Source organism: Cupriavidus sp. 22TCCZM04-2 (genome assembly GCF_057798895.1).
In genome coordinates this window covers 384,205-403,210 of sequence record NZ_JBYOJS010000002.1, presented here as the reverse complement: position 1 = coordinate 403,210, position 19,006 = coordinate 384,205, and the positions used below count along the sequence as shown (strand labels likewise).

The following is a 19,006-nucleotide window of genomic DNA, read 5'->3' as shown; positions in this document are numbered from 1 at the left end:
TGGGTCAGGCGGCAACCCCGCCAAACTCATCGCCACCAGTGAGCCTGACATGACTTCGCCGCACCCTGACAGCAAGGAGCAAGACATCGCCCGCCCGGACAACGAGCCGGACATCCCGTTCGGTTCGCTCGACGCCGCCGCCATGGTCGAACTGCCTTACACCTTCCGCCAGACCGGCACCTGCGCCGGGTACTTCCGCGAATTCTTCAGCTGAGCGGCGCCGCGCTCGCGCCCATGGCCTGGTCGCACAGCGCGACCAGCCGCTCCATCATGTCGCGCGCGGCGGCGGAGGGCTCCGGCTGGGCGTGCAGCGTCAGTTCGATGGCCGGCACGGCGCCTAGCCACGGCTGATCGTCGAGCAGCCGATGCGGCGCCGCTGCGAGCCGGCGCGGCAGCAGGCTGATGCCCAACCCGTCGGCCACGGCAGCGCTGATGCTGGCCAGGCTGGCGCTGACGAAGCCGATGCGCCAGCGCCGCCCGCTGGCGTCGAGCGCGTGCGTCATCTCGCCCCGGTAGAGGCCGCCGCTCGGGAATGCCACCAGCGGCACCGGGTCGCGCGCCACGGCTGGTCGCGTGCGGCTGTCGATCCACGCCAGCGGCTCCGGCCAGCAAGCCATGCCGGCGGCATGGCCCACGCGCTGCTTGACCAGTGCCAGGTCCAGTTCGCCGTCCTGGAAGCCCTGCCAGAGATCGTGGCTGAGACCGCTGGTGACCTCCAGCCGGATCCCCGGCCAGGTATCCGCAAACCCCGCCAGCATCGCCGTCAGCGGCTGCGCCGCGAAATCCTCCGGCACCCCCAGCCGGATCTCGCCCTGGCCTGACGTCTGTCGCACCTGCTCCACGGCTTCGGCCATCAATTGCTGCAGGCGTCGCGCGTAGCCCAGCAGGCGCTCGCCTTCGGGCGTGGTCGTGACATAGCGGCCACCCCGGTCCAGCAGCTGGCAGCCCAGCTGCTCCTCCAGCCTGCGCACCTGCTGGCTGACGGTCGACTGGGTCAGGTGAACGCGCTGCGCCGCGCGCGTGAAGCTTCCGCTCTCGGCCACGGCGACAAAGCTCTGCAACAGCGCGGGATCGAGGCGGGCGTCATGCACGGCAGTCAGGTATTGGATTTTCCACTGCCGGGGATTTCATCATTTAATTTCCCAATTGCCAAGCCACGGCGTAGATTGGCGGCTCTCCTCCATTCGCGCCCTCCCCGCAGGCCGCCTTGACGGAACTCTGCGGTCAGCGTGCGCTTACTTTCGCTACGCTATGGCAACCCACGAACAACTCATGCGCGAGGCCGTCGACCTCGCGCTGATCAACCGGAACCGCGGCGGCCGCCCGTTCGGCGCGCTGCTGGCGATCGACGGCGAAGTCGTGGCGACCGGCGTCAACGACATCGTCCACAGCCACGACCCGACCACGCATGCCGAAATGGAAGCGCTGCGCGCCGCCGCCCGCAAGCTCGGCCGCCCAGACCTGCGCGGCAGCGTGGTCTATGCCAGCGGCCATCCGTGTCCGATGTGCCTGGCCGCGATGACCATGGCCGGCGTGCAGGCGGTCTACTACGCCTTCGACAACAACGACGCCGCGCCCTACGGCCTGTCCAGCGACGCCGCCTACCAGGCGCTGCGCCTGCCCCTGGTGCCGCCGCCGCTGCCGTTGCAGCGGGTGCCGGTGGACATCGCCGCCGTGCAGCTTTACGGCTCGCGTGCGCCGCGCGCGTGAAGACATGTCGTTCGACGTCTCGCACCGCGCACCGCCGCGCTGGCTGATCCTCGCCACGGTCGTGGCGATCGGCCTGAACCTGCGGCCGTTCCTGACCGCCGTCGGGCCTCTGGCCACCACCATTCGCGCCGGCACCGGGCTGGACTACGAAGGCATGGCGTGGCTGACGCTGCTGCCCATGCTGCTGATGGGTGCCGGGGCGTTTGCCGCCCCGGCCATCCGCCAGCGGCTTGGCGCACGCCGCGCGGTGCTGGCCGCGCTGGCCACGCTGTGCCTGGGATCGGCGCTGCGCGCGCTGGCGACCGATGGCGCGATCCTGGTGGCCACGGCGGCCCTGTGCGGGCTTGGCGTGGCCGTGGCGCAGGCGGCCTTCCCGGGCATCATCAAGCAGGAATTCCCCCGGCGCGTGGCCCCGGTCATGGGTTTGTATTCGGCCGCGCTGATGGGCGGCGGCGCGCTGGGCGCGCAGCTGGCCCCGCTGATCTCGGATCTGTCCGGCGCTTGGCAGCAAGGCCTGGCCTGGTGGGCGCTGCCCACCGCGGCGGCATTTGTCCTGGCCTGGCGCGCCCTGCCGGCCCCAGGGGCAGCCGCATCCGCGGCCCGTGCCGCGCACCGGCCGCCCAGCCAGCTGCTGCGCCGCCGCCGCACATGGATGCTGATGGCCTGCTTCGGCGCGATGAACGGAGGCTATGCCTCGCTCGTGGCGTGGCTGGCGCCGTTCTACCAGCAGCATGGCTGGAGCGTGGCGCGCAGCGGCAGCCTGGTGGCCGTGATGGCGGTGGCCCAGGCCGCCGCCGCGCTACTGCTGCCGACGCTCGCCGCCAGCCGGCAGGACCGCCGCTTGTGGATGGCCGCGGCCCTGGCCATGCAGGCCGTGGGGTTTGCCGGCCTGGCGCTGTGGCCCGAATGGTCGCCCTACGCCTGGGCTGCCATCGGCGGAGCGGGATTGGGCGGTTGCTTCGCCCTGTACCTGGTGGTCGCCCTTGACCACCTGCCCGACCCCGACGGCGCGGGCGCGCTGAGCGCGCTGATGCAGGGCGGCGGCTTCCTGCTGGCCTCGCTGGCGCCGTGGATCACCGCGGCCCTGCATTCGCACACCGGCGATTTCGTGACCGGGTGGTGGTACCACCTTGGCTGCGTGGCGTTCGTGGCGGCACTCACCATGCGCCTGGACCCGGCGCGCTACGCCCGGTCCATGGCCGGCGCCGCTCCCCAACCGGCGTAGCCGGCCCCAAATCCGATCGCGCGCCTCAGCTTTCCGCTCGGCGCGCCATCGCCCGCTCGATGACCGCGCTGACATCGGCCGGATCGGGCCCGGTGCCGGATGGCAGCGCAAACGCGCGGGCGTACCCGATTCTGCGTAAGGCTGCACTGCCGCCACGACAGCACGCCGGCCACGCCACGAGGCCGCGCACGCCGAATCCTTTGCAAGATTTATTTCCGATGTAACGCCACATTACCCCTTGCCCGGTTCCCGCAAGCACGCGGGCGGATCCTGCAGGCCTCCTCCGGAGCCTTGTGCCACAAGGCTTTGCAGGCGATACCACCGAGCAGCCCTGGCCGCCGCGCCACGCATGCGTCATGTGAGACAGACTTACAAGTGCAAGCACGCAGCGCGGGGCCGCGTCGCTACATTGAAGCCGTGTTCAACGCGAACGATCCGGAGCCCCACATGAAACGCGCCCTCTGCCTGGCCGTGCTGCTGTCCACCACCGCAGCCCTGCTTTCCGCCTGCATCGTGGTACCGCCGCGCGGCGGCCCGCCGCCCCGCTACCACTACTACCACGACCGCTACTGATCCCTGCCGCCCGGTCCGACCACCCGACACCAGGAGAACCAAAATGAAACGCCAGATCCTTCTCGCCGCAGCCGTCCTCGCCGCCGGAGGCACCTTCGGCCTGCTCAGCCCCGCGCAAGCCCATGACGGCTTCCGCGCCTATGGCCATCCGCCGCCCGCGCCGCGCTACGAAGCCCGCCCTCCGGCACGCCCCGGCCAGGCCTGGGTGCCCGGCCACTGGGTGTCCCGCGGCGGACACTACGACTGGCGCGGCGGCTACTGGCAGGCGCAACGACCCGGCCAACGCTACGTGCCGGACCGCTGGGTGCAAGGCCCGCACGGCTGGGTCATGCGCCCCGGCTACTGGTCGCGTTGAGGATGCGTCGAGGGCGCGCCGTGCGGCGCCGGCCTGGCCCCCCGACCCGGCACGACAGGTTGGTGGCAAGGCCACGGAGCGGCTGCGACGCACGCTGCTCCGGCCTCATCCCGAGGTGGCAGTCCCCTCTCATCCAGAAGCACTAGATCGCGTGCGCAGGCATGGGCACCAAACGACGCGGCTATGGGTTAACACGGGTAATTCGAGCCGTTTCATAATTGCGTCACTAAATATTCCTTGATTTTCTTTTATCCACCCGAAGGGGTTATATATCAGGCACGGGAGGCCTTCGAATAATCAAATCCGTTGCAGGCCTGTAACCATCCGGCAAAGCGATGTCTCAGATCTGATACGGTTGCGCGCGCGCGCCGGCATGGCGCCTCCACAACATGCCCCCACCTTTTGGAGGGATTTTCGGCAGGTATTATGAAGCCCGCTTCATTCCCACTTCACCCCCCGCCCATTAGCGCCGCTTGCAATCCATACCACCACCCCATAAGATGGTTTTAAGCCGATTTAGGAGTGAGTAATTTTCGGGTTTGGGTTCGGGTCATCTTCCAGCCGCCGACAAGTTCAGAGCAGAAAAGGGAACAGGCCGGACATGGAAGCACGGGGGTCAAGGCAGTGAGCGGACCGCAGCGCGCGCCCGCCTGCCGTGTCATGTCTCCCCACACGCAAAGCGCCCGCATTCCCTCCCGAGTAACGGGGAGTGAAACAAATGAACGCCTTGCTGATCGAGGAGCATCCCTTGCTCCGTCTCGGGCTGCTGCAGATGCTCGAGAACATCCAGGATTCCGGTCACGTTGCGGCGCTCGCGCCTGACGAGCTCGGACGACACGACAATGTCCCGCACAACGCAGACCTGCTGGTCTTCGGCATGCCCACCGACATCCGCAGCGGATGGGCGCAACTGCAAGTCGCTCGCGAACTCCTTTCGCCCCAGCGCATCCTGATCCTCGCCGATCAGTTGCCGCTGCACATGCCCGACGCCGAAAGCGCGCGCGGTGTCTGCGGATGCCTGCCCAAATCGGCATCGCTGGCGGTCATCGAGGCCGCCATCCGGCTCGCGGTTTCCGCGGTGCAAGGCCTGCTGTTCAGCGCCGAGACCGGCACCTTGCCATCGGCATCGCGCCCGGCCCTGCCGGTCGCGCAATCGCTGGCGTCCGCCACACCGCTGCCGGCCACGGCGTTGCCCGAACAGCTTTCCCTGGCCACGTGCGCCAGCGCGCCGCGCAGCGGCATGCGCAGCAGCGTTGCCGTGCGCGACCTCACGGGACTCAAGCCCGGCCTGCCGTTGTCGGGCAGCGCGCGCCCGGTCGAAGAACCGCTGGCCGAGGCCGAGCCGAGCTACGACGAAGCCGAGATGCTCAAGATCACGCCGCGCCAGTACGAGGTGCTGGTGCTGCTGGCGCGCGGCTATCCGATCAAGACCGTCAGCCGCATGCTGAACATCTCCGTGGCCACGGTGAAGAGCCATGCCTGCACGCTCTACCAGCGCCTCAAGGTGCGCAACAAGGGCGAAGCGGTCTACGCCGCCTTGCAGCGTGGCGCCACGCTCGAATGGGTGAGCGGCGACGAGCGCGTGACGCGGGACAGCAGCATGCGCCCCGTGATCGCGCGCCACAGCGAAGCGGCCGTCTACGAGGCCGCAAGCCCGACGCTCTGAACGCCAGCACCGACGCCGAGACCCGCGAGACAAGCGGGCCGGCGCTGCCCCGGGCCAAGCCGGGGATTGAAGGGGTCAGCCATGCCTGCCAGCACTTTCCTGCCCACGTTTTCCGTGTGCATCTGCACGCGCGACAATCCCGACGGCCTGCGCCAGACCTTGCGCTCGGTCCTGGCATCGACCATGCCGCCGCACGAGATCCTGGTGTCTGACGACAGCAGCAACTACGACACGCGGCAGATGATGCGCGAGGAGTATCCCGCGATCCCGTATCTCGAAGGGCCAAGGCGCACGCCTGCGGCAAACCGCAACCGGCTCGTGCGCGTCGCGACCGGCTCGCACGTGCTGTTCATCGACGACACGACGCTGCTGGGCGAGACCTTCCTGCAGCAGATGGCGGAGCGGATCGCCGATGACTATATCCACCGCGCGCAGGTCGGAGAAGCGGTAGCGCCGTTGATCCTGACCGGCATGGAGATGCGGGACGGTCGCTGCTGCAGGCCGTGCAAGGCTTCATTCCTCGGCTATCCGTCGCCCGAATACCGATGTGGCGAACGGCCGCGGTCGGTGCTGCTGCATTGCGCGGTGTTCCCGCGACGGCTGTTCGAGCCGGGGCGCTTCAATGAACAGCTCTCGTGTGGCTATGACACGGTGGAGCTGGTCGATCATGCTGTCCATGCGCGGGGGCATCGGATTGAATTGGTGCCTAGTGCGGTGAACCGGAGTCTCATCGGTGCGGCGTCTGCCGACGAAGCGCTGCTCAGCGATGCTTCGCGGCTTTATGCGATGTTTTCGGGCTACAAGCATCTCCAGCATCGACCCTTCACGGCGTTGGCGTTCGTTCTGCTGGCATGGAGCGACATTTTTGGGAGGTGTGTCAGGGCAGAGGGCTTGCAAGGCACAGCCACCGCTTGGCGGACGATTGGCCAATTCCGGAGACTGCTGCGCGAATGTGGCCACGATTACCCGGAACTCGACGACCGGGCACGGCTTCCAGGCACTGCAGCCTGAAGGGCCTGTCACGAGCAAACCCCGCTCGCAGCAAGGGCTTCTTCGACGCCGCTATCCACAGCGTCTGCGGTGTCGCGTCGATACGCGGGGAAATATCCCTCCAGATCCGACAGGACTGACGCATCGCCACCGCATAGCCGCACATATCGCTCCGGATGGACAACCACTCGCTGCGTCTTGAAAACGTGGGTATCGGCAGAGAATCCCCGCTTGAACCTGAACAGCGAGTCCAGGGAGGAACCGCCGACCCCGCCACCCAGGTGAAGGCGCTTGAGACCGCGTTCCCGCCCCCAATTGCGTGCAGCGTGCGTCATGACTTTGGTGGGGTACCGGTGCTGGTATCGCGGGTCGGTCCCGACGAGATAGTACTGGATGATTCCAGCATCCCACACCACCGAAAACAGGGCGGCGCCAATGATTTCCCCGGCCTCTTCCGCCACAAAGAGTCTCAGGTTGGCGCCTGCCTCCTCAACCAGCGCGTAGTAGAAGCGTTCGTCAAAAAAGTAGCCTGGCGCAGCGCCCAAACGACGCATGGTCTCATTGTAGAGGCGGATAAACGTCGGCAGCGCATCAAAATCCCGGTCGACATGGGCCGTCACGCCGGCCTTGAGCGCCTTGGCGATATTTCGCCGATGATCGGTGCGCATCTCCCGCCAGTGTTCTTCATCGCTCTTGTTCAGGTCGATGGACACCGTCATGCCTTGCTCGACGAGCGCGCCGACCGAGCTCTCCCAGTCAGCATTCAGCAAGGGATGCAAGCGAATGAACCAGGAAACGCAACCCGTCTCATGCAGGCGATTGACGATCGCACGCAAGGCTGCATCGATGAAGTCACGGGAACAGTCATCCGTGTAGACGGGGCCGCCATACCCGTAAGGCGAAACCGCGTCCCAGCAGTCGGCATCGACGTTTCTTCGAATGACGGGTACGAGCAATTCGCGCTCTCCGTCGGTCGCGTAGATGGCGCGTGCCTTGCCACCATCGGCAAATTCAGCCGCCCGCATCCAGCCAGGGAGCTGGTAGCAATCGTGCGGACATCGCTGCAGCGCAGCGGCCCATTCAGAAGAGGCGGTCCCAAGGAACTTGACTCGAATCATCGCTCCCCCTTCGAAGACGTATCAGGGCGCGCTGTCAAAGTGAACGGGCTCTGACCATGGCTTCACCTGCTTCTTAATACAGACATGAATGTGCGAACCGAGGCCTCGTGCAGGACGGCAATCCGCAGTTGCCGTCGCGCCCCGCCACCACGCCAGCATTGCAGCGAAGCATCACGGATTCGCTGCAACGCAGCGCCTGTCACCTCATCCGTCCACCGACGCCTCGCAGGACACTGCGCGCGAGGCTACCCGCACGGCGACTTCGGCGGTTTTCTGCATCTGCGCGTCCGTCAGAGTGGGGTGCACCAGGAACATCAGGCTGGCCTCGCCGAGCTCCCGGGCAACCGGCAGTCTGTGCCGAGGCCTCAACCCGGTGCCGTCGAACGCCTTTTCAAGATAGACCTCGGAACAGCTCCCGGCATAACACGGCACGCCCTGTCCATTGATCTCCGCAATCATCCGATCCCTGTTCCACCCTTCACGCAATGCCTCTTGACGCACGAAGGCGTAGAACTTGTACCAGCCGTGCTGCATATGGGCGGGATACACAGGGAGCCTCAATGCGGCACAAGCGCCCAGGGCCTCCGTGAGCATGGCGGCGTTGGACGTTCGCTGTGCGTGCCATTGCGGCATCCGCCGCAGCTGGATGCGGCCGATCGCGGCCTGCACTTCCATCATGCGCCAGTTCGTGCCGAACGAGTCGTGTACCCAGCGAAACCCCGCCGGGTGCTCGCGCTCGTAGACCGCCTCCCAGCTCTTGCCATGATCCTTGAATGACCACATGCGCGACCACAGTTCCCGGTCATTGGTCGTGACCATGCCGCCTTCCCCGCCCGTGGTCATGATCTTGTCCTGGCAGAAGGACCATGCGCCGACGTCACCGATCGTGCCGACCGATCGACCCTTGTACCGGGCGCCGTGAGCTTGTGCGCAATCCTCGATCACCTTCAGCCCATGCGACCGGGCCAGTGCCATGATTTCGTCCATCTCGCAGGACAAGCCTGCCAGGTGCACGCAGAGGATGGCTTTGGTACGGGCGGTCAATGCCGGCGCAATCGTTGATGCGCAGATGTTCCCGCTATCTTCGTCCACATCGACAAACACAGGGGTGGCGCCAGCGTTGACAACGCACGATATGCTCGCGATAAAGGTTCGGGGTGTCACGATCACCTCGTCGCCCGCCCCGATGTCGAGGGCTTTGAGCGCTAGGTCCAGCGCCAACGTGCCGTTGGCCAGGGCAATTGCATACCTGGCGCCCGCCCACGCGCCAAACTCGGATTCGAACTGACGACACTCCGATCCGGTCCAGTAATTGACGCGATTGGACAAGAGAACCTGGCCAACCGCTTCAGCTTCTTCCGGAGTGAAACTCGGCCAAGGTGAAAATTGCGTGTCGAGCATAGATCCTCTCTCTCGTTCCGCTCAACGGGAGCGTCTGCGACGCTGTGGCGCCTTTACTCAAGTGAGGCTTCCCAGTCTGAGACAGGGATTTCGGTAGCCACAGCTCTTCGCTTCTCATCTAACCAGAGATGCACGGCCCGATGAAACTAGCCAAGTGAATGAGAGCCACCCGGCTGACGCCAGCGCGTTGCAATGCCTTCGAACGATTCCGATTCTGCGCCTCATCGGTGGCACGCTGCGTTCGGCAGCGAACACAGCGCCGCTTCCGGCGACCGGCAACGCATGAATAATGTCGCTAGGGAAGGCAGATCCAGGCGGACTGCTTCCGCAACGTTCCTGTACTCGCCTTGACGCCACCGAGAGTCAGCTGTCGCGCTCTGCAAGACGGCGCCTGGACTTTGGGGCAGGTCGGAACCTGAAAGCGGGCGGTTCCACTGGAGCCCCTGCTCAAGGTCCGGTAGAAAAAGAGCTCTCGAAAATGAGGATCTACCCTCCCGTCTGGCTAACGTCCCTTCCTCGCCGGCAAAAGATCGCGCTGATGATCTGCGCGGACCTGATTGCCCTCCCCGTGTGCTTCTCCCTTGCACTCTTCCTGCGTGCCGGCAATACCGAACTCCTGCAGCAGTATGGGTTCTTACCTTCGCTGATCATCGCGGCCTGCACAATTCCTGTCTTCTCGCTCAGCGGACTGTATCGAATGGTGGTTCGATACTTTGACCTCAGGGTCCTGTGGGTTTCCGGGGCAAGCCTGGCCTGCCTGGTCGTCCTCACTTACGCGCTGTCTTACCTGGTGGCGATCGGCCACCTTCCCAGGACCGGCCTCCTGATCTATTGGTTCATCGCGTTCTCATACGTCGTCATCTCCCGCTTCCTGGCGCGGGCCGTGATCACACGCGCCCAACAGCGCAAACAGACTGGCGACCGCAATGTCCTGCGGGTCGCCATCTTCGGTGCCGGTGAAGCGGGGGCGCAACTGGCCGCCGCCATGCGCGCCAGTTCCGGCCACCGCCTCGTCTGCTTCTTCGACGACGACCTTACGCTCGACAGGAAAATCTTCTCTGATCTGCCTGTGTATTTCAGCGACCACATGAAGGAGCATATCAACCAGTTGGGCATCAACGAAGTCGTGCTCGCGGTGCCTTCGCTCTCCATCAAGCGTCGCAAGCAGATCGTAGACAAGTTGCACAAGTACGCGGTCAGTGTGCGGACACTGCCAACCTTGCTGGAACTCGTCGACCGCAAGATCACCATGCAGTCGGTCCGCGACATCAAGATCGAAGATCTCCTGGGAAGGGACATCGTGCCGCCGCGCGAAGAACTGTTTGCCAGGTGCACCCACCGGAAAGTCGTGATGGTGACCGGCGCGGGTGGCTCCATCGGCAGCGAACTATGCCGGCAAATCGCCAGCAGGGAACCCAGCAAGCTCATCCTCTTCGATCATTCCGAGTTCGCACTCTACGTCATAGAGCAGGAACTGCGGCGCGCGTTTCCCGAATTGCGGATCGTCGCGCGCATCGGCTCGGTCTGCGACACCGAGGCCGTGGCGGCCGCCATGCGCGGCCAGCGCATCGACTCGGTCTACCACGCCGCGGCCTACAAGCACGTTCCGATGGTTGAGTCGAACATGTCGGAGGGCATTCGCAACAACGTCCTCGGGACCGCAACGATCGCCAACATGGCCGATCATTTTGGCGTAAAGACGTGTGTCCTGATCTCAACGGACAAGGCCGTACGTCCAACCAACATCATGGGCGCCAGCAAGCGCATTGCCGAGCTGGCATTCCAGGCCGCTGCTGCACGGCCGAATACCGGCACCACCTTTTCGATGGTTCGCTTCGGCAATGTCCTGGGGTCGTCCGGCTCGGTCGTGCCATTGTTCCGCAAACAGATCCGCAGCGGCGGCCCCGTGACCATCACGCACCCCGACGTCATCCGCTTCTTCATGCTGATTCCCGAAGCGGCCCAGCTGGTCATCCAGGCCGGTGCCATGGCCAAGGGCGGAGAGGTCTTTGTCCTCGACATGGGAAAGCCCGTCAGGATCACTGACCTTGCCCGCACCATGATCGAGATGTCCGGACTTGTCGAGAAGACGCGCAAGAATCCCGCGGGCGATATCGAAATCAAGTTTGTCGGCTTGCGCCCGGGCGAGAAGCTCTACGAGGAGTTGCTGATCGGGGGCGACGTTACGCCAAGCGAGCACGAACGCATCATGTGTTCGCACGAGCCATTCATGGACGAAGCGGAGTATCGCGAGAAGCTGGGGAAACTGCTGGCTGCCTGTGAATCCCGTGACGAACTCGCCATCCAGCTGGCCGTGCAAAGCCTGGTTCCGGAATACGCTCCCTACAGTTCGCTGGACACACCGCGCGACAGTGGCGCGGTTGCGGACGAGGCCCGGCAATCGACACCATTGCCCGTGCTCAACCTGAAGCCCGCGCAAGCCGGGATCTCCGGAATCTCTGGAAGCTCCTGACGACGTCACGCGCATCAGTCCGCCTGGCCGCGGGTGCGCACCCGCGACCCGGAACGCCCGGTTCCGCGCGCAGCGGCCGGACCTGTAGCGCGCGCACCGGACCCGCGCGAGCCCGATCGCCCTCAATCGTCCTAAACCGCCTGCGTTTGTACGCCAAGACACGAAGCCCTGCGCACGGGGGGCCCCCTGCCCGCGATAATTCTTTAAAAGTCCACATCCATGCCGCCAGGCCCACTCACCACGGAGATTTCGGTCATGGACCTCAGCAACGCAAAGATTGCCATCATCGGCCTGGGCTATGTCGGCCTGCCGCTTGCAGTGGAGTTCGGCAAACAACGCCCGGTCGTAGGCTTCGATATCAATGCTGTACGCATTGACGAGTTGCGTGGCGGACAGGACTCGACACTTGAGGTCAGCCACGACGACCTGCGCAGCGCACGCTGCCTGCAGTACTCCTGCGATCCTGCGGATCTGAAAGACTGCCAGGTCTTTATCGTCACGGTGCCAACCCCTGTGGACAGGGCGAAGCGACCCGACCTCACGCCGCTGGTTCGCGCCAGCGAGACGGTGGGCCGCGTCATGGGGCAGGACGCTGTAGTGATCTATGAATCGACGGTCTATCCCGGCGCTACCGAAGAAGTCTGCGTACCGCTGCTCGAACAACACAGTGGCTTGAAATTCAATGTGGATTTCTATTGCGGCTACAGTCCGGAGCGGATCAATCCTGGGGACAAGGAACATAGGCTCCCGGACATCCGCAAGGTCACCAGTGGCAGCACGCCCGAGGTGAGCGAGGCCATCGACGAGCTTTACCGCAAGATCATTGTGGCCGGGACGCATCGGGCCAGCAGCATTCGCGTGGCGGAGGCCGCAAAGGTTATAGAGAACACCCAGCGCGACGTGAATATCGCGCTGATGAACGAACTCAGCCTGCTTTTCCACAAGCTGGGCATCGACACGCTGGAGGTGTTGAAGGCAGCGGGCACAAAATGGAATTTCCTGCCTTTCCGCCCGGGACTGGTGGGAGGGCATTGCATAGGCGTAGATCCCTACTATCTCACCCATAAGGCGCAGGAAGTGGGCTATCACCCGCAGGTCATCCTGGCAGGCCGGCGTATCAACGACCGGATGGCTATCCATGTCGCGGACGAGCTGGTGAAACTGATGCTGCGCCGGGGCATCTCCGTGCTGGGCAGCCGCATCCTCATGCTCGGTCTCACCTTCAAGGAAAACTGCCCCGACGTGCGCAATACGAAGGCGGTCGACATCGTGACCACGCTGCGCGGCTACAACGCCGCGATCGACGTCTACGACCCCTGGATCGATGTCGAAGAAGCCGAAGCCGAGTATGGCCTGGCTTGCCTGCGCGAACTTCCGCGCCATGATCAATACGATGCCATCGTACTGGCGGTGCCACATCATCAGTTTGTCACGATGGGGGTGCGGGCGATCAGGGCCTTTGGCAAATCGCACGCCGTGCTGTTCGACGTAAAGGGCATTCTGCCGCGCAACGATGTCGACGCCCGCCTCTAGCAGCGCACCTTCTACAAGAGCTCGCATGGAATCCACCACGTATGCGAATTTCAGGACCGGCCTGGTTGCCAATCCGTGCACGTGGCTGGTGACGGGAGTGGCCGGATTCATCGGCAGCAACTTGCTGGAAGCCTTGCTGCGCCTGAACCAGCGCGTGGTTGGACTGGACAACTTTTCGACCGGCCACCGCCGCAACCTGCTTGAAGTACAGGCGCTGGTATCTTCCGCGCAGTGGGAGAACTTCCAGTTCATCGAAGGCGACATCCGGGACCTCGGGCATTGCCGGAGCGCCATGGGCTTTCGTTCGGGGGAGCGTCAAGGAACGCCCGGCGCGATCGGCTATCCGGTCGACTTTGTGCTGCACCAGGCTGCTCTGGGTTCCGTGCCGCGCAGCCTGGAAGACCCCATCTCGACCCACAGCGTCAACATCAGTGGCTTCCTTAACATGCTGGTCGCGGCGCGTGACGCCGGGGTGCGTGCCTTCGTCTATGCCGCAAGCAGCAGCACCTACGGCGACCACCCTGGCCTGCCCAAGGTCGAAGACCGTATCGGCAAGCCATTAAGCCCCTACGCGGTCACGAAATACGCGAACGAGTTGTACGCCGACGTGTTCAGGCGCTGCTACGGCTTGCGTGCTATCGGACTGCGCTACTTCAATGTGTTTGGTCCGCGCCAGGATCCGAACGGCGCCTACGCTGCCGTGATTCCGCGGTGGATTTCCGCGTTGCTGCGGCGCGAGACCGTCTACATCAATGGCGACGGCGAAACGAGCCGCGATTTCTGCTACGTGGCGAACGCCGTGCAGGCCAACCTGCTCGCCGCGCTCAGCTGCGGCGGGGACGCGGAAAGCCAGGTCTACAACGTCGCCGTCGGCGACCGCACCACGCTGAGTACGCTGTTCCAGCTTCTGCGCGACGGGCTCCGCCCCTACGGCATTCCCGCGGACACGGAACCCACTTACCGGGCCTTCCGCGCAGGCGACGTGCGCCACAGCCAGGCGGACATCGGCAAGGCACAGCGGTTGCTCGGCTACCAGCCCACCCACCGCATCGGTGATGGACTGGCCGAGGCCATGCACTGGTATGTGCGGTTGCACCGCACGCAGGATGCCTGAGCGGCACAGAAGACAAAACGGACGAGCGCGATGTGCGGATTTGCTGGATTTCTTGGCGGTATCCCGAGTTCCCTGGAGGATCGTGCGATCTTGCTGACCCGCATGGGAGAGCGGATCCTTCACCGGGGGCCGGACCATGGCGACCTATGGTGCGATCCTGCCGCCCTATTCGGCTTTGCGCACCGGCGCCTCGCGATTGTCGATCTGTCCCCCGCCGGACAACAGCCGATGATTTCGGCGAGCGGCCGCTACGTCATTGCGTTCAATGGCGAAATCTATAACCATCCCGAAATACGCGCCGAACTCGAAAGCGCAGGGGCTGCCCCACGATGGCGAGGGCACTCCGACACGGAGACACTGCTTGCCGGCATCGACGCGTGGGGCGCCGATGCCACCGTCCGGCGCGCCGTCGGCATGTTTGCCTTTGCCGTGTGGGACCGCCAGACGCATTCGCTGACGCTGGCGCGCGACCGGCTGGGCGAGAAACCGCTCTACTACGGCTGGCAGCGCTCGGGCCAGGCGCGTACCTTTCTCTTCGGATCCGAACTCAAGGCACTGCGCCCTCACCCGGCATTCGATGGCAGCATCGACCGCAACGCCCTCAGCTTGTACATGCGCTACAACAATGTCAGCGGCGGGCATTCGATCTACCAGGGCATCGCCAAGCTTCCACCTGCACACTTGCTGACCGTGTCGATGCTGGCGCCCGAGCCCTTCGTGCGCGCCTACTGGTCCGGCTGCGCCGCAGCACTGCGAGGCAAGCAAGACCCGTTTACGGGCAGTCCCGAGGAAGCCGTCGACAGCCTCGATGCGCTGCTGCGAGAGTCTGTCGGGCGCCAGATGATGGCTGACGTGCCATTGGGCGCATTCCTTTCCGGGGGCATCGATTCGTCGACCGTGGTCGCACTGATGCAGTCCCAGTCGACGCAGCCGATCCGAACGTTCTCGATCGGCTTCCACGACGCCGGCTATAACGAGGCCGCACACGCCAAGGCAGTCGCCCGCCACCTGGGCACCAGCCACACCGAACTGTATGTTTCGGCCGAGCATGCCATGGCAGTGATTCCGCGATTGCCGGAAATCTATGACGAGCCATTCTCCGACTCCTCGCAGATTCCAACGCTGCTGGTCAGCGAACTCGCCAGGCAGCACGTGAAGGTGTCCCTATCGGGCGACGCGGGAGACGAGTTGTTCGGCGGGTATAACCGCTACCAGATCACGGCAGAGCTGTGGGGCCGGCTTTCCCGCATCCCCGGCCCGTTGCGTGCCGCGGCGGCATGGGGCCTGACCCGTCTCTCTCCGCGTCAGATCAATCGCGTCGCGACGCTGCTGCCGATGGCATCGCGCTGGTCCCATGTGGGAGAGAAGGTCCACAAGGGCGCGGGCGTCATGGCCGCGCGCTCCGTGGATGAACTCTATCGCGGCATGGTCTCCCAGTGGCAATGCCCGGATGCGATCGTCATCGGCGGGACGGAGCCGGCAACCTTGCTTGCGCCTGCTGCAAGGGAACTGGCGATGCTCGGCGACGTGGAACGCATGATGGCGGCCGACATGCTGACCTACCTGCCCGACGACATTCTCGCCAAGGTCGACCGCGCGGCCATGGCGCGAAGCCTTGAAACGCGCATCCCGTTCCTCGATCACCGCGTCGTGGAGTTTGCCTGGCGGCTGCCGCTGGCCTACAAGATCCGGCAGGAGGACGCCGGGTACACGACCAAATGGGTACTCAGGCGCGTGCTTGACCGCTATGTGCCGCGTGAGCTGATCGAGCGGCCGAAGATGGGATTCGGCGTTCCGATCGACGCATGGCTGCGCGGCCCGCTGCGCGACTGGGCCGAGGATCTCCTGAGCGAGCAGCGCCTGCGGCGCGAGGGCTACCTGAATCCGCATCCGATACGCCAGCGTTGGAACGAGCATCTGTCCGGGCGGCGCAACTGGCAGCATCCGCTTTGGTGCGTGCTCATGTTCCAGGCCTGGCTAGGGCACGAGGCAGTCGAGCGGACCGCTTCGCCGCTCACCGATATTCCGACATCCGATAGGAGGCTGGCATGCGCTTTCTGATGATCGCGAGCTACGCAGAGTCGCTGATCGCGTTTCGCGGGCCACTGATGGAAGCATTGCAGGATAGCGGACTGGAAATGCATGTCGCGGCGCCCGGCTTGCTGGAAGGAGATCCGGTGCGCGTCGCGCTGGAGGCACGCGGCGTAGTCGTGCACCATTTTCCCCTCGACCGAACCGGAAAGAACCCGCTCGCCGACTTTCGCACGCTGTTCGCGCTTTATCGGCTGATGCGCAGCATCCGGCCGGACTGCATGCTGAGCTATACGATCAAGCCCGTGATCTACGGCATCCTGGCCGGATGGCTTGCGCGCGTGCCGCGCCGCTTCGCGCTGATTACCGGGCTGGGTTACACGTTCCGCGATGAAGAGGGCAGGAACAGCCTGCGCGCCGTGGTCCTGCGGCTGTACACGCTGGCGCTCAGGCAAGCCCATATCACGTTCTTCCAGAATCCTGACGACGAGGCATTGTTCCGGCGCTCGGGAATACTGGCTCGACACAAGCGGTCCTGTATCGTCAATGGGTCCGGCGTCGATATCGCCAGCTTCCAGGTGACCCCCTTGCCCGACGATGGTCCTCGCTTCCTGCTGGTCGCGCGCCTGCTGGGCGACAAGGGCGTGCGGGAATATGCGGAAGCGGCCCGGCGCATCCGGGCACGCCGCTCCGGTGCTCGCTTCGGCCTGGTTGGCTGGATCGATACCAGCCCCGATGCGATCGCCCAGCATGAACTGGACGCGTGGGTGGCGGACGGAACCGTCGATTTTCTTGGGCGCCTGTCCGATGTACGTCCCGCGATTGCCGACTGCAACGTGTTCGTGCTGCCATCCTATGGCGAAGGGACGCCGCGCGCCGTGCTCGAAGCCATGGCGATGGGGCGTCCCATTATCACGACCGACGCACCGGGTTGCCGCGAGACGGTTGTCGATGGCGACAATGGGCTGCTGGTGCCGGTCAAGTCCGCCGGCGAACTGGAGCACGCGATGATGCGCCTCATCGAGGACTGGCAACAGGTCGAGCGCATGGGCCAGCGCTCGCGCCAGATCGCCGAGCACAAGTACGACGTTCACAAGATCAACGCGGTGATGCTGCGCGAGATGGGATTCGGCTGAGCGCCGCCGGCATCGCGAGGCGACCGTGTGGCAGGGCCCGTCTGTACGCGGGTCATCCCGAATGACGGCGTCGCGGCCGTTGAATGCGCAACGGAAACCCTGCGGTCCGCTTCACCCTGTTTCCTGCTCGAATATCGGCGAGGCGTGGAACGTTCACAGTCTCGAGGTTGCGGCTTGCGAGAACATGTTCGCAATTCTCGGGATCACCGTCTGCACGCAGTAGAGGCTTTCGACGAGTCCGCGTCCCGCTGTCCCCATGGTGCGCCGCAGGTGCCCGTCATCCAGCAACTGTGACAGCCGGGAGATCCATTCCGCTTCGTCCCGCGCAAGGAATCCATTGAAGCCATCGCGCACGATCTCGTTGTTGACGCCGACCGGCGATGCAATCACCGGAAGGCCGCATGCCATGTACTGAATCAGCTTGTAACCGCACTTTCCCCGCTCCCACGGAGAATCGAGCAGGGGCATGAGCCCGACATCGCAATCCGCGATACATTGCGCCTCTGTATCTTCCGTCCACGGCAAGCATTCCACGTTCACGCCCGGGATCGTGACGCTGCCCCCTATCACGCGAAGCACGAATTCGCGACGAGGGCTCAGCGAAGCCAACGCCGCCCTCAGCGTAGACAAATACCCGACCGTAGACGGAGATCCGATCCAGACGAGCCGCAATGGTGCAGCCGGATCCTCGCTCAACCGACGCTGGATGCCGTAGCGGTTCAGGTCAACGACAGTCGGAACCGTCTCGACCCAGCTCGCTCCTGCGCGCCTTGCGCGCTCTGCGAGATAGGCGTTTCCGGCCGTGACCAACCGCGCTCCAGCCATCAATGCATCGAGGCGGCGACCGTACCAGAATCGAACCAGCGCGGAGTGATGAAGATCGTAGACGTGGAACTGCGCGTCGTCGTAATCGAGAATGTAAGGCACGCCCTTCAGCAGTCCGCGCTCAAGCCAGGCTGGCAACCAGGGGAGCGCTTCCTTCTCGATCCAGACGAGATCGAAGTTCCGCCGCCCGGCCAGCGCAAGAATGCGCCGCGCATAAGCATGGAGAAGTGGCGCCAACCCGTAGCCGCCGCCGGTGTAGCGCTGGCCCAGCAACGCATCGGACAGCAGTGGCTGCACGGTCAGTGACAAGCCGGCTTGCTCCAGCCAGGGGCGAAACTGCAGGCCGCGCAGACGCGAGGATGCACCAAGCCGCCCGTACTTCGACAGCACCAGAACGCGTACCGTGCCGGCTTCCAGTTCCAAATGAGCCGAGAGGTCCTGATTGCCGAGATTGGCTGCAAGCGTGCTGTATTTCATTGACTGAGCATGAATGCGTGGCATGAGTCCTATGGCTCGGCCTGCAGTTCTACCTGAGGCTTTCGTTGTCCGCAGATTACCGTTCGAGGCCGCCGTCCTTCAATACCGGTGGGTGGGTTGCCGAACGAATCGGTCCTTCGCCCTGGCGAAAGCGGATGGCCGGACGCTGTTGGGCGCAACGCCCCTGGTACCGCGCGAGCGTCCTGCCACAGGCTTGGTCGCGGTCCTGCAGTGTGCGAGAGCGCACCGAAGCATGGTCGACGCCTTCCTACGATGCAAAGGCGGGCATGCACGGGCGCGATGTCCGGCCGTACCCAGGAAGGAGACTGCTATGAGAGCGATCCCTGAAGGAAAGGAATCAGGTTGGCTGGGCCCGGAA

The 19,006-nt window shown here is 64.6% G+C and carries 16 protein-coding genes; 12 read left to right on the top strand and 4 right to left on the bottom strand.

All coding sequences use genetic code 11. The annotated features are described in order from the left end of the window. Nucleotides 1-49: 49 nt before the first annotated feature. On the top strand, nt 50-214 hold the full coding sequence (locus tag AC3FKG_RS05215) for a hypothetical protein (protein ID WP_483712774.1): 165 nt from the start codon (nt 50-52) through the stop codon (nt 212-214). On the opposite strand, the gene AC3FKG_RS05210 is transcribed toward AC3FKG_RS05215, so the two are convergent. Further along, on the bottom strand, nt 207-1,091 hold the full coding sequence (locus tag AC3FKG_RS05210; protein WP_488742590.1) for a LysR family transcriptional regulator: 885 nt from the start codon (nt 1,089-1,091) through the stop codon (nt 207-209). The genes AC3FKG_RS05215 and AC3FKG_RS05210 overlap by 8 nt on opposite strands. 160 nt (nt 1,092-1,251) lie before the next feature. On the opposite strand from AC3FKG_RS05210, the gene AC3FKG_RS05205 reads away from it, so the two are divergent. From AC3FKG_RS05205 to AC3FKG_RS05180, 6 genes are all read left to right on the top strand, one after another. After that, on the top strand, nt 1,252-1,710 hold the full coding sequence (locus AC3FKG_RS05205) for a nucleoside deaminase (protein ID WP_488742589.1): 459 nt from the start codon (nt 1,252-1,254) through the stop codon (nt 1,708-1,710). Between the two features lie 4 nt (nt 1,711-1,714). Continuing rightward, nucleotides 1,715-2,935, top strand: a complete 1,221-nt coding sequence (locus AC3FKG_RS05200) for a cyanate transporter (protein ID WP_488742588.1) — start codon at nt 1,715-1,717, stop codon at nt 2,933-2,935. Between the two features lie 447 nt (nt 2,936-3,382). Beyond that, entirely contained in the window at nt 3,383-3,508 is a 126-nt protein-coding gene (locus AC3FKG_RS05195) for a hypothetical protein (RefSeq protein ID WP_041680323.1), read from the top strand. Between the two features lie 43 nt (nt 3,509-3,551). Continuing rightward, a complete protein-coding gene (locus AC3FKG_RS05190; protein ID WP_483712778.1) occupies nt 3,552-3,863 on the top strand; it encodes a hypothetical protein in 312 nt (103 codons plus the stop codon). Between the two features lie 718 nt (nt 3,864-4,581). Continuing rightward, nucleotides 4,582-5,529: a response regulator transcription factor gene (locus AC3FKG_RS05185; protein ID WP_483712779.1), complete on the top strand. Its 948-nt coding sequence runs from the start codon at nt 4,582-4,584 to the stop codon at nt 5,527-5,529. 81 nt (nt 5,530-5,610) lie between these two features. Continuing rightward, complete coding sequence (locus AC3FKG_RS05180; RefSeq protein WP_488742587.1) at nt 5,611-6,540, top strand: glycosyltransferase; 930 nt, start codon at nt 5,611-5,613, stop codon at nt 6,538-6,540. A gap of 8 nt (nt 6,541-6,548) precedes the next feature. Here AC3FKG_RS05180 and AC3FKG_RS05175 read toward each other — a convergent pair whose 3' ends face one another. Both AC3FKG_RS05175 and AC3FKG_RS05170 read right to left on the bottom strand, forming a co-directional pair. Next, the gene (locus AC3FKG_RS05175; RefSeq protein WP_488742586.1) at nt 6,549-7,637 is read right to left on the bottom strand and encodes a GNAT family N-acetyltransferase; all 1,089 of its coding nucleotides are present in this window, start codon (nt 7,635-7,637) and stop codon (nt 6,549-6,551) included. Between the two features lie 204 nt (nt 7,638-7,841). Further along, nucleotides 7,842-9,038 carry a DegT/DnrJ/EryC1/StrS family aminotransferase gene (locus AC3FKG_RS05170; RefSeq protein WP_488742585.1) on the bottom strand — a complete coding sequence of 399 codons (1,197 nt, stop codon included), beginning with the start codon at nt 9,036-9,038 and terminating at the stop codon, nt 7,842-7,844. Between the two features lie 478 nt (nt 9,039-9,516). Between AC3FKG_RS05170 and AC3FKG_RS05165 the strand changes: the two genes are divergently transcribed. From AC3FKG_RS05165 to AC3FKG_RS05145, 5 genes are all read left to right on the top strand, one after another. After that, nucleotides 9,517-11,511, top strand: coding sequence for a polysaccharide biosynthesis protein (locus AC3FKG_RS05165; protein WP_488742584.1), 1,995 nt, complete (start codon nt 9,517-9,519; stop codon nt 11,509-11,511). A 255-nt stretch (nt 11,512-11,766) separates the two neighbouring features. Further along, nucleotides 11,767-13,044, top strand: coding sequence for a Vi polysaccharide biosynthesis UDP-N-acetylglucosamine C-6 dehydrogenase TviB (gene tviB / locus AC3FKG_RS05160; protein ID WP_488742583.1), 1,278 nt, complete (start codon nt 11,767-11,769; stop codon nt 13,042-13,044). 25 nt (nt 13,045-13,069) lie between these two features. Continuing rightward, entirely contained in the window at nt 13,070-14,158 is a 1,089-nt protein-coding gene (locus tag AC3FKG_RS05155) for an NAD-dependent epimerase/dehydratase family protein (RefSeq protein ID WP_488742582.1), read from the top strand. A gap of 30 nt (nt 14,159-14,188) precedes the next feature. Further along, on the top strand, nt 14,189-16,219 hold the full coding sequence (gene asnB, locus AC3FKG_RS05150) for an asparagine synthase (glutamine-hydrolyzing) (protein WP_488742581.1): 2,031 nt from the start codon (nt 14,189-14,191) through the stop codon (nt 16,217-16,219). After that, complete coding sequence (locus AC3FKG_RS05145) at nt 16,207-17,325, top strand: glycosyltransferase family 4 protein (RefSeq protein WP_488742580.1); 1,119 nt, start codon at nt 16,207-16,209, stop codon at nt 17,323-17,325. Before asnB ends, AC3FKG_RS05145 begins: the two co-directional genes overlap by 13 nt. A gap of 153 nt (nt 17,326-17,478) precedes the next feature. On the opposite strand, the gene AC3FKG_RS05140 is transcribed toward AC3FKG_RS05145, so the two are convergent. Next, entirely contained in the window at nt 17,479-18,627 is a 1,149-nt protein-coding gene (locus tag AC3FKG_RS05140; RefSeq protein WP_488742579.1) for a glycosyltransferase family 4 protein, read from the bottom strand. Between the last annotated feature and the right edge of the window lie 379 nt (nt 18,628-19,006).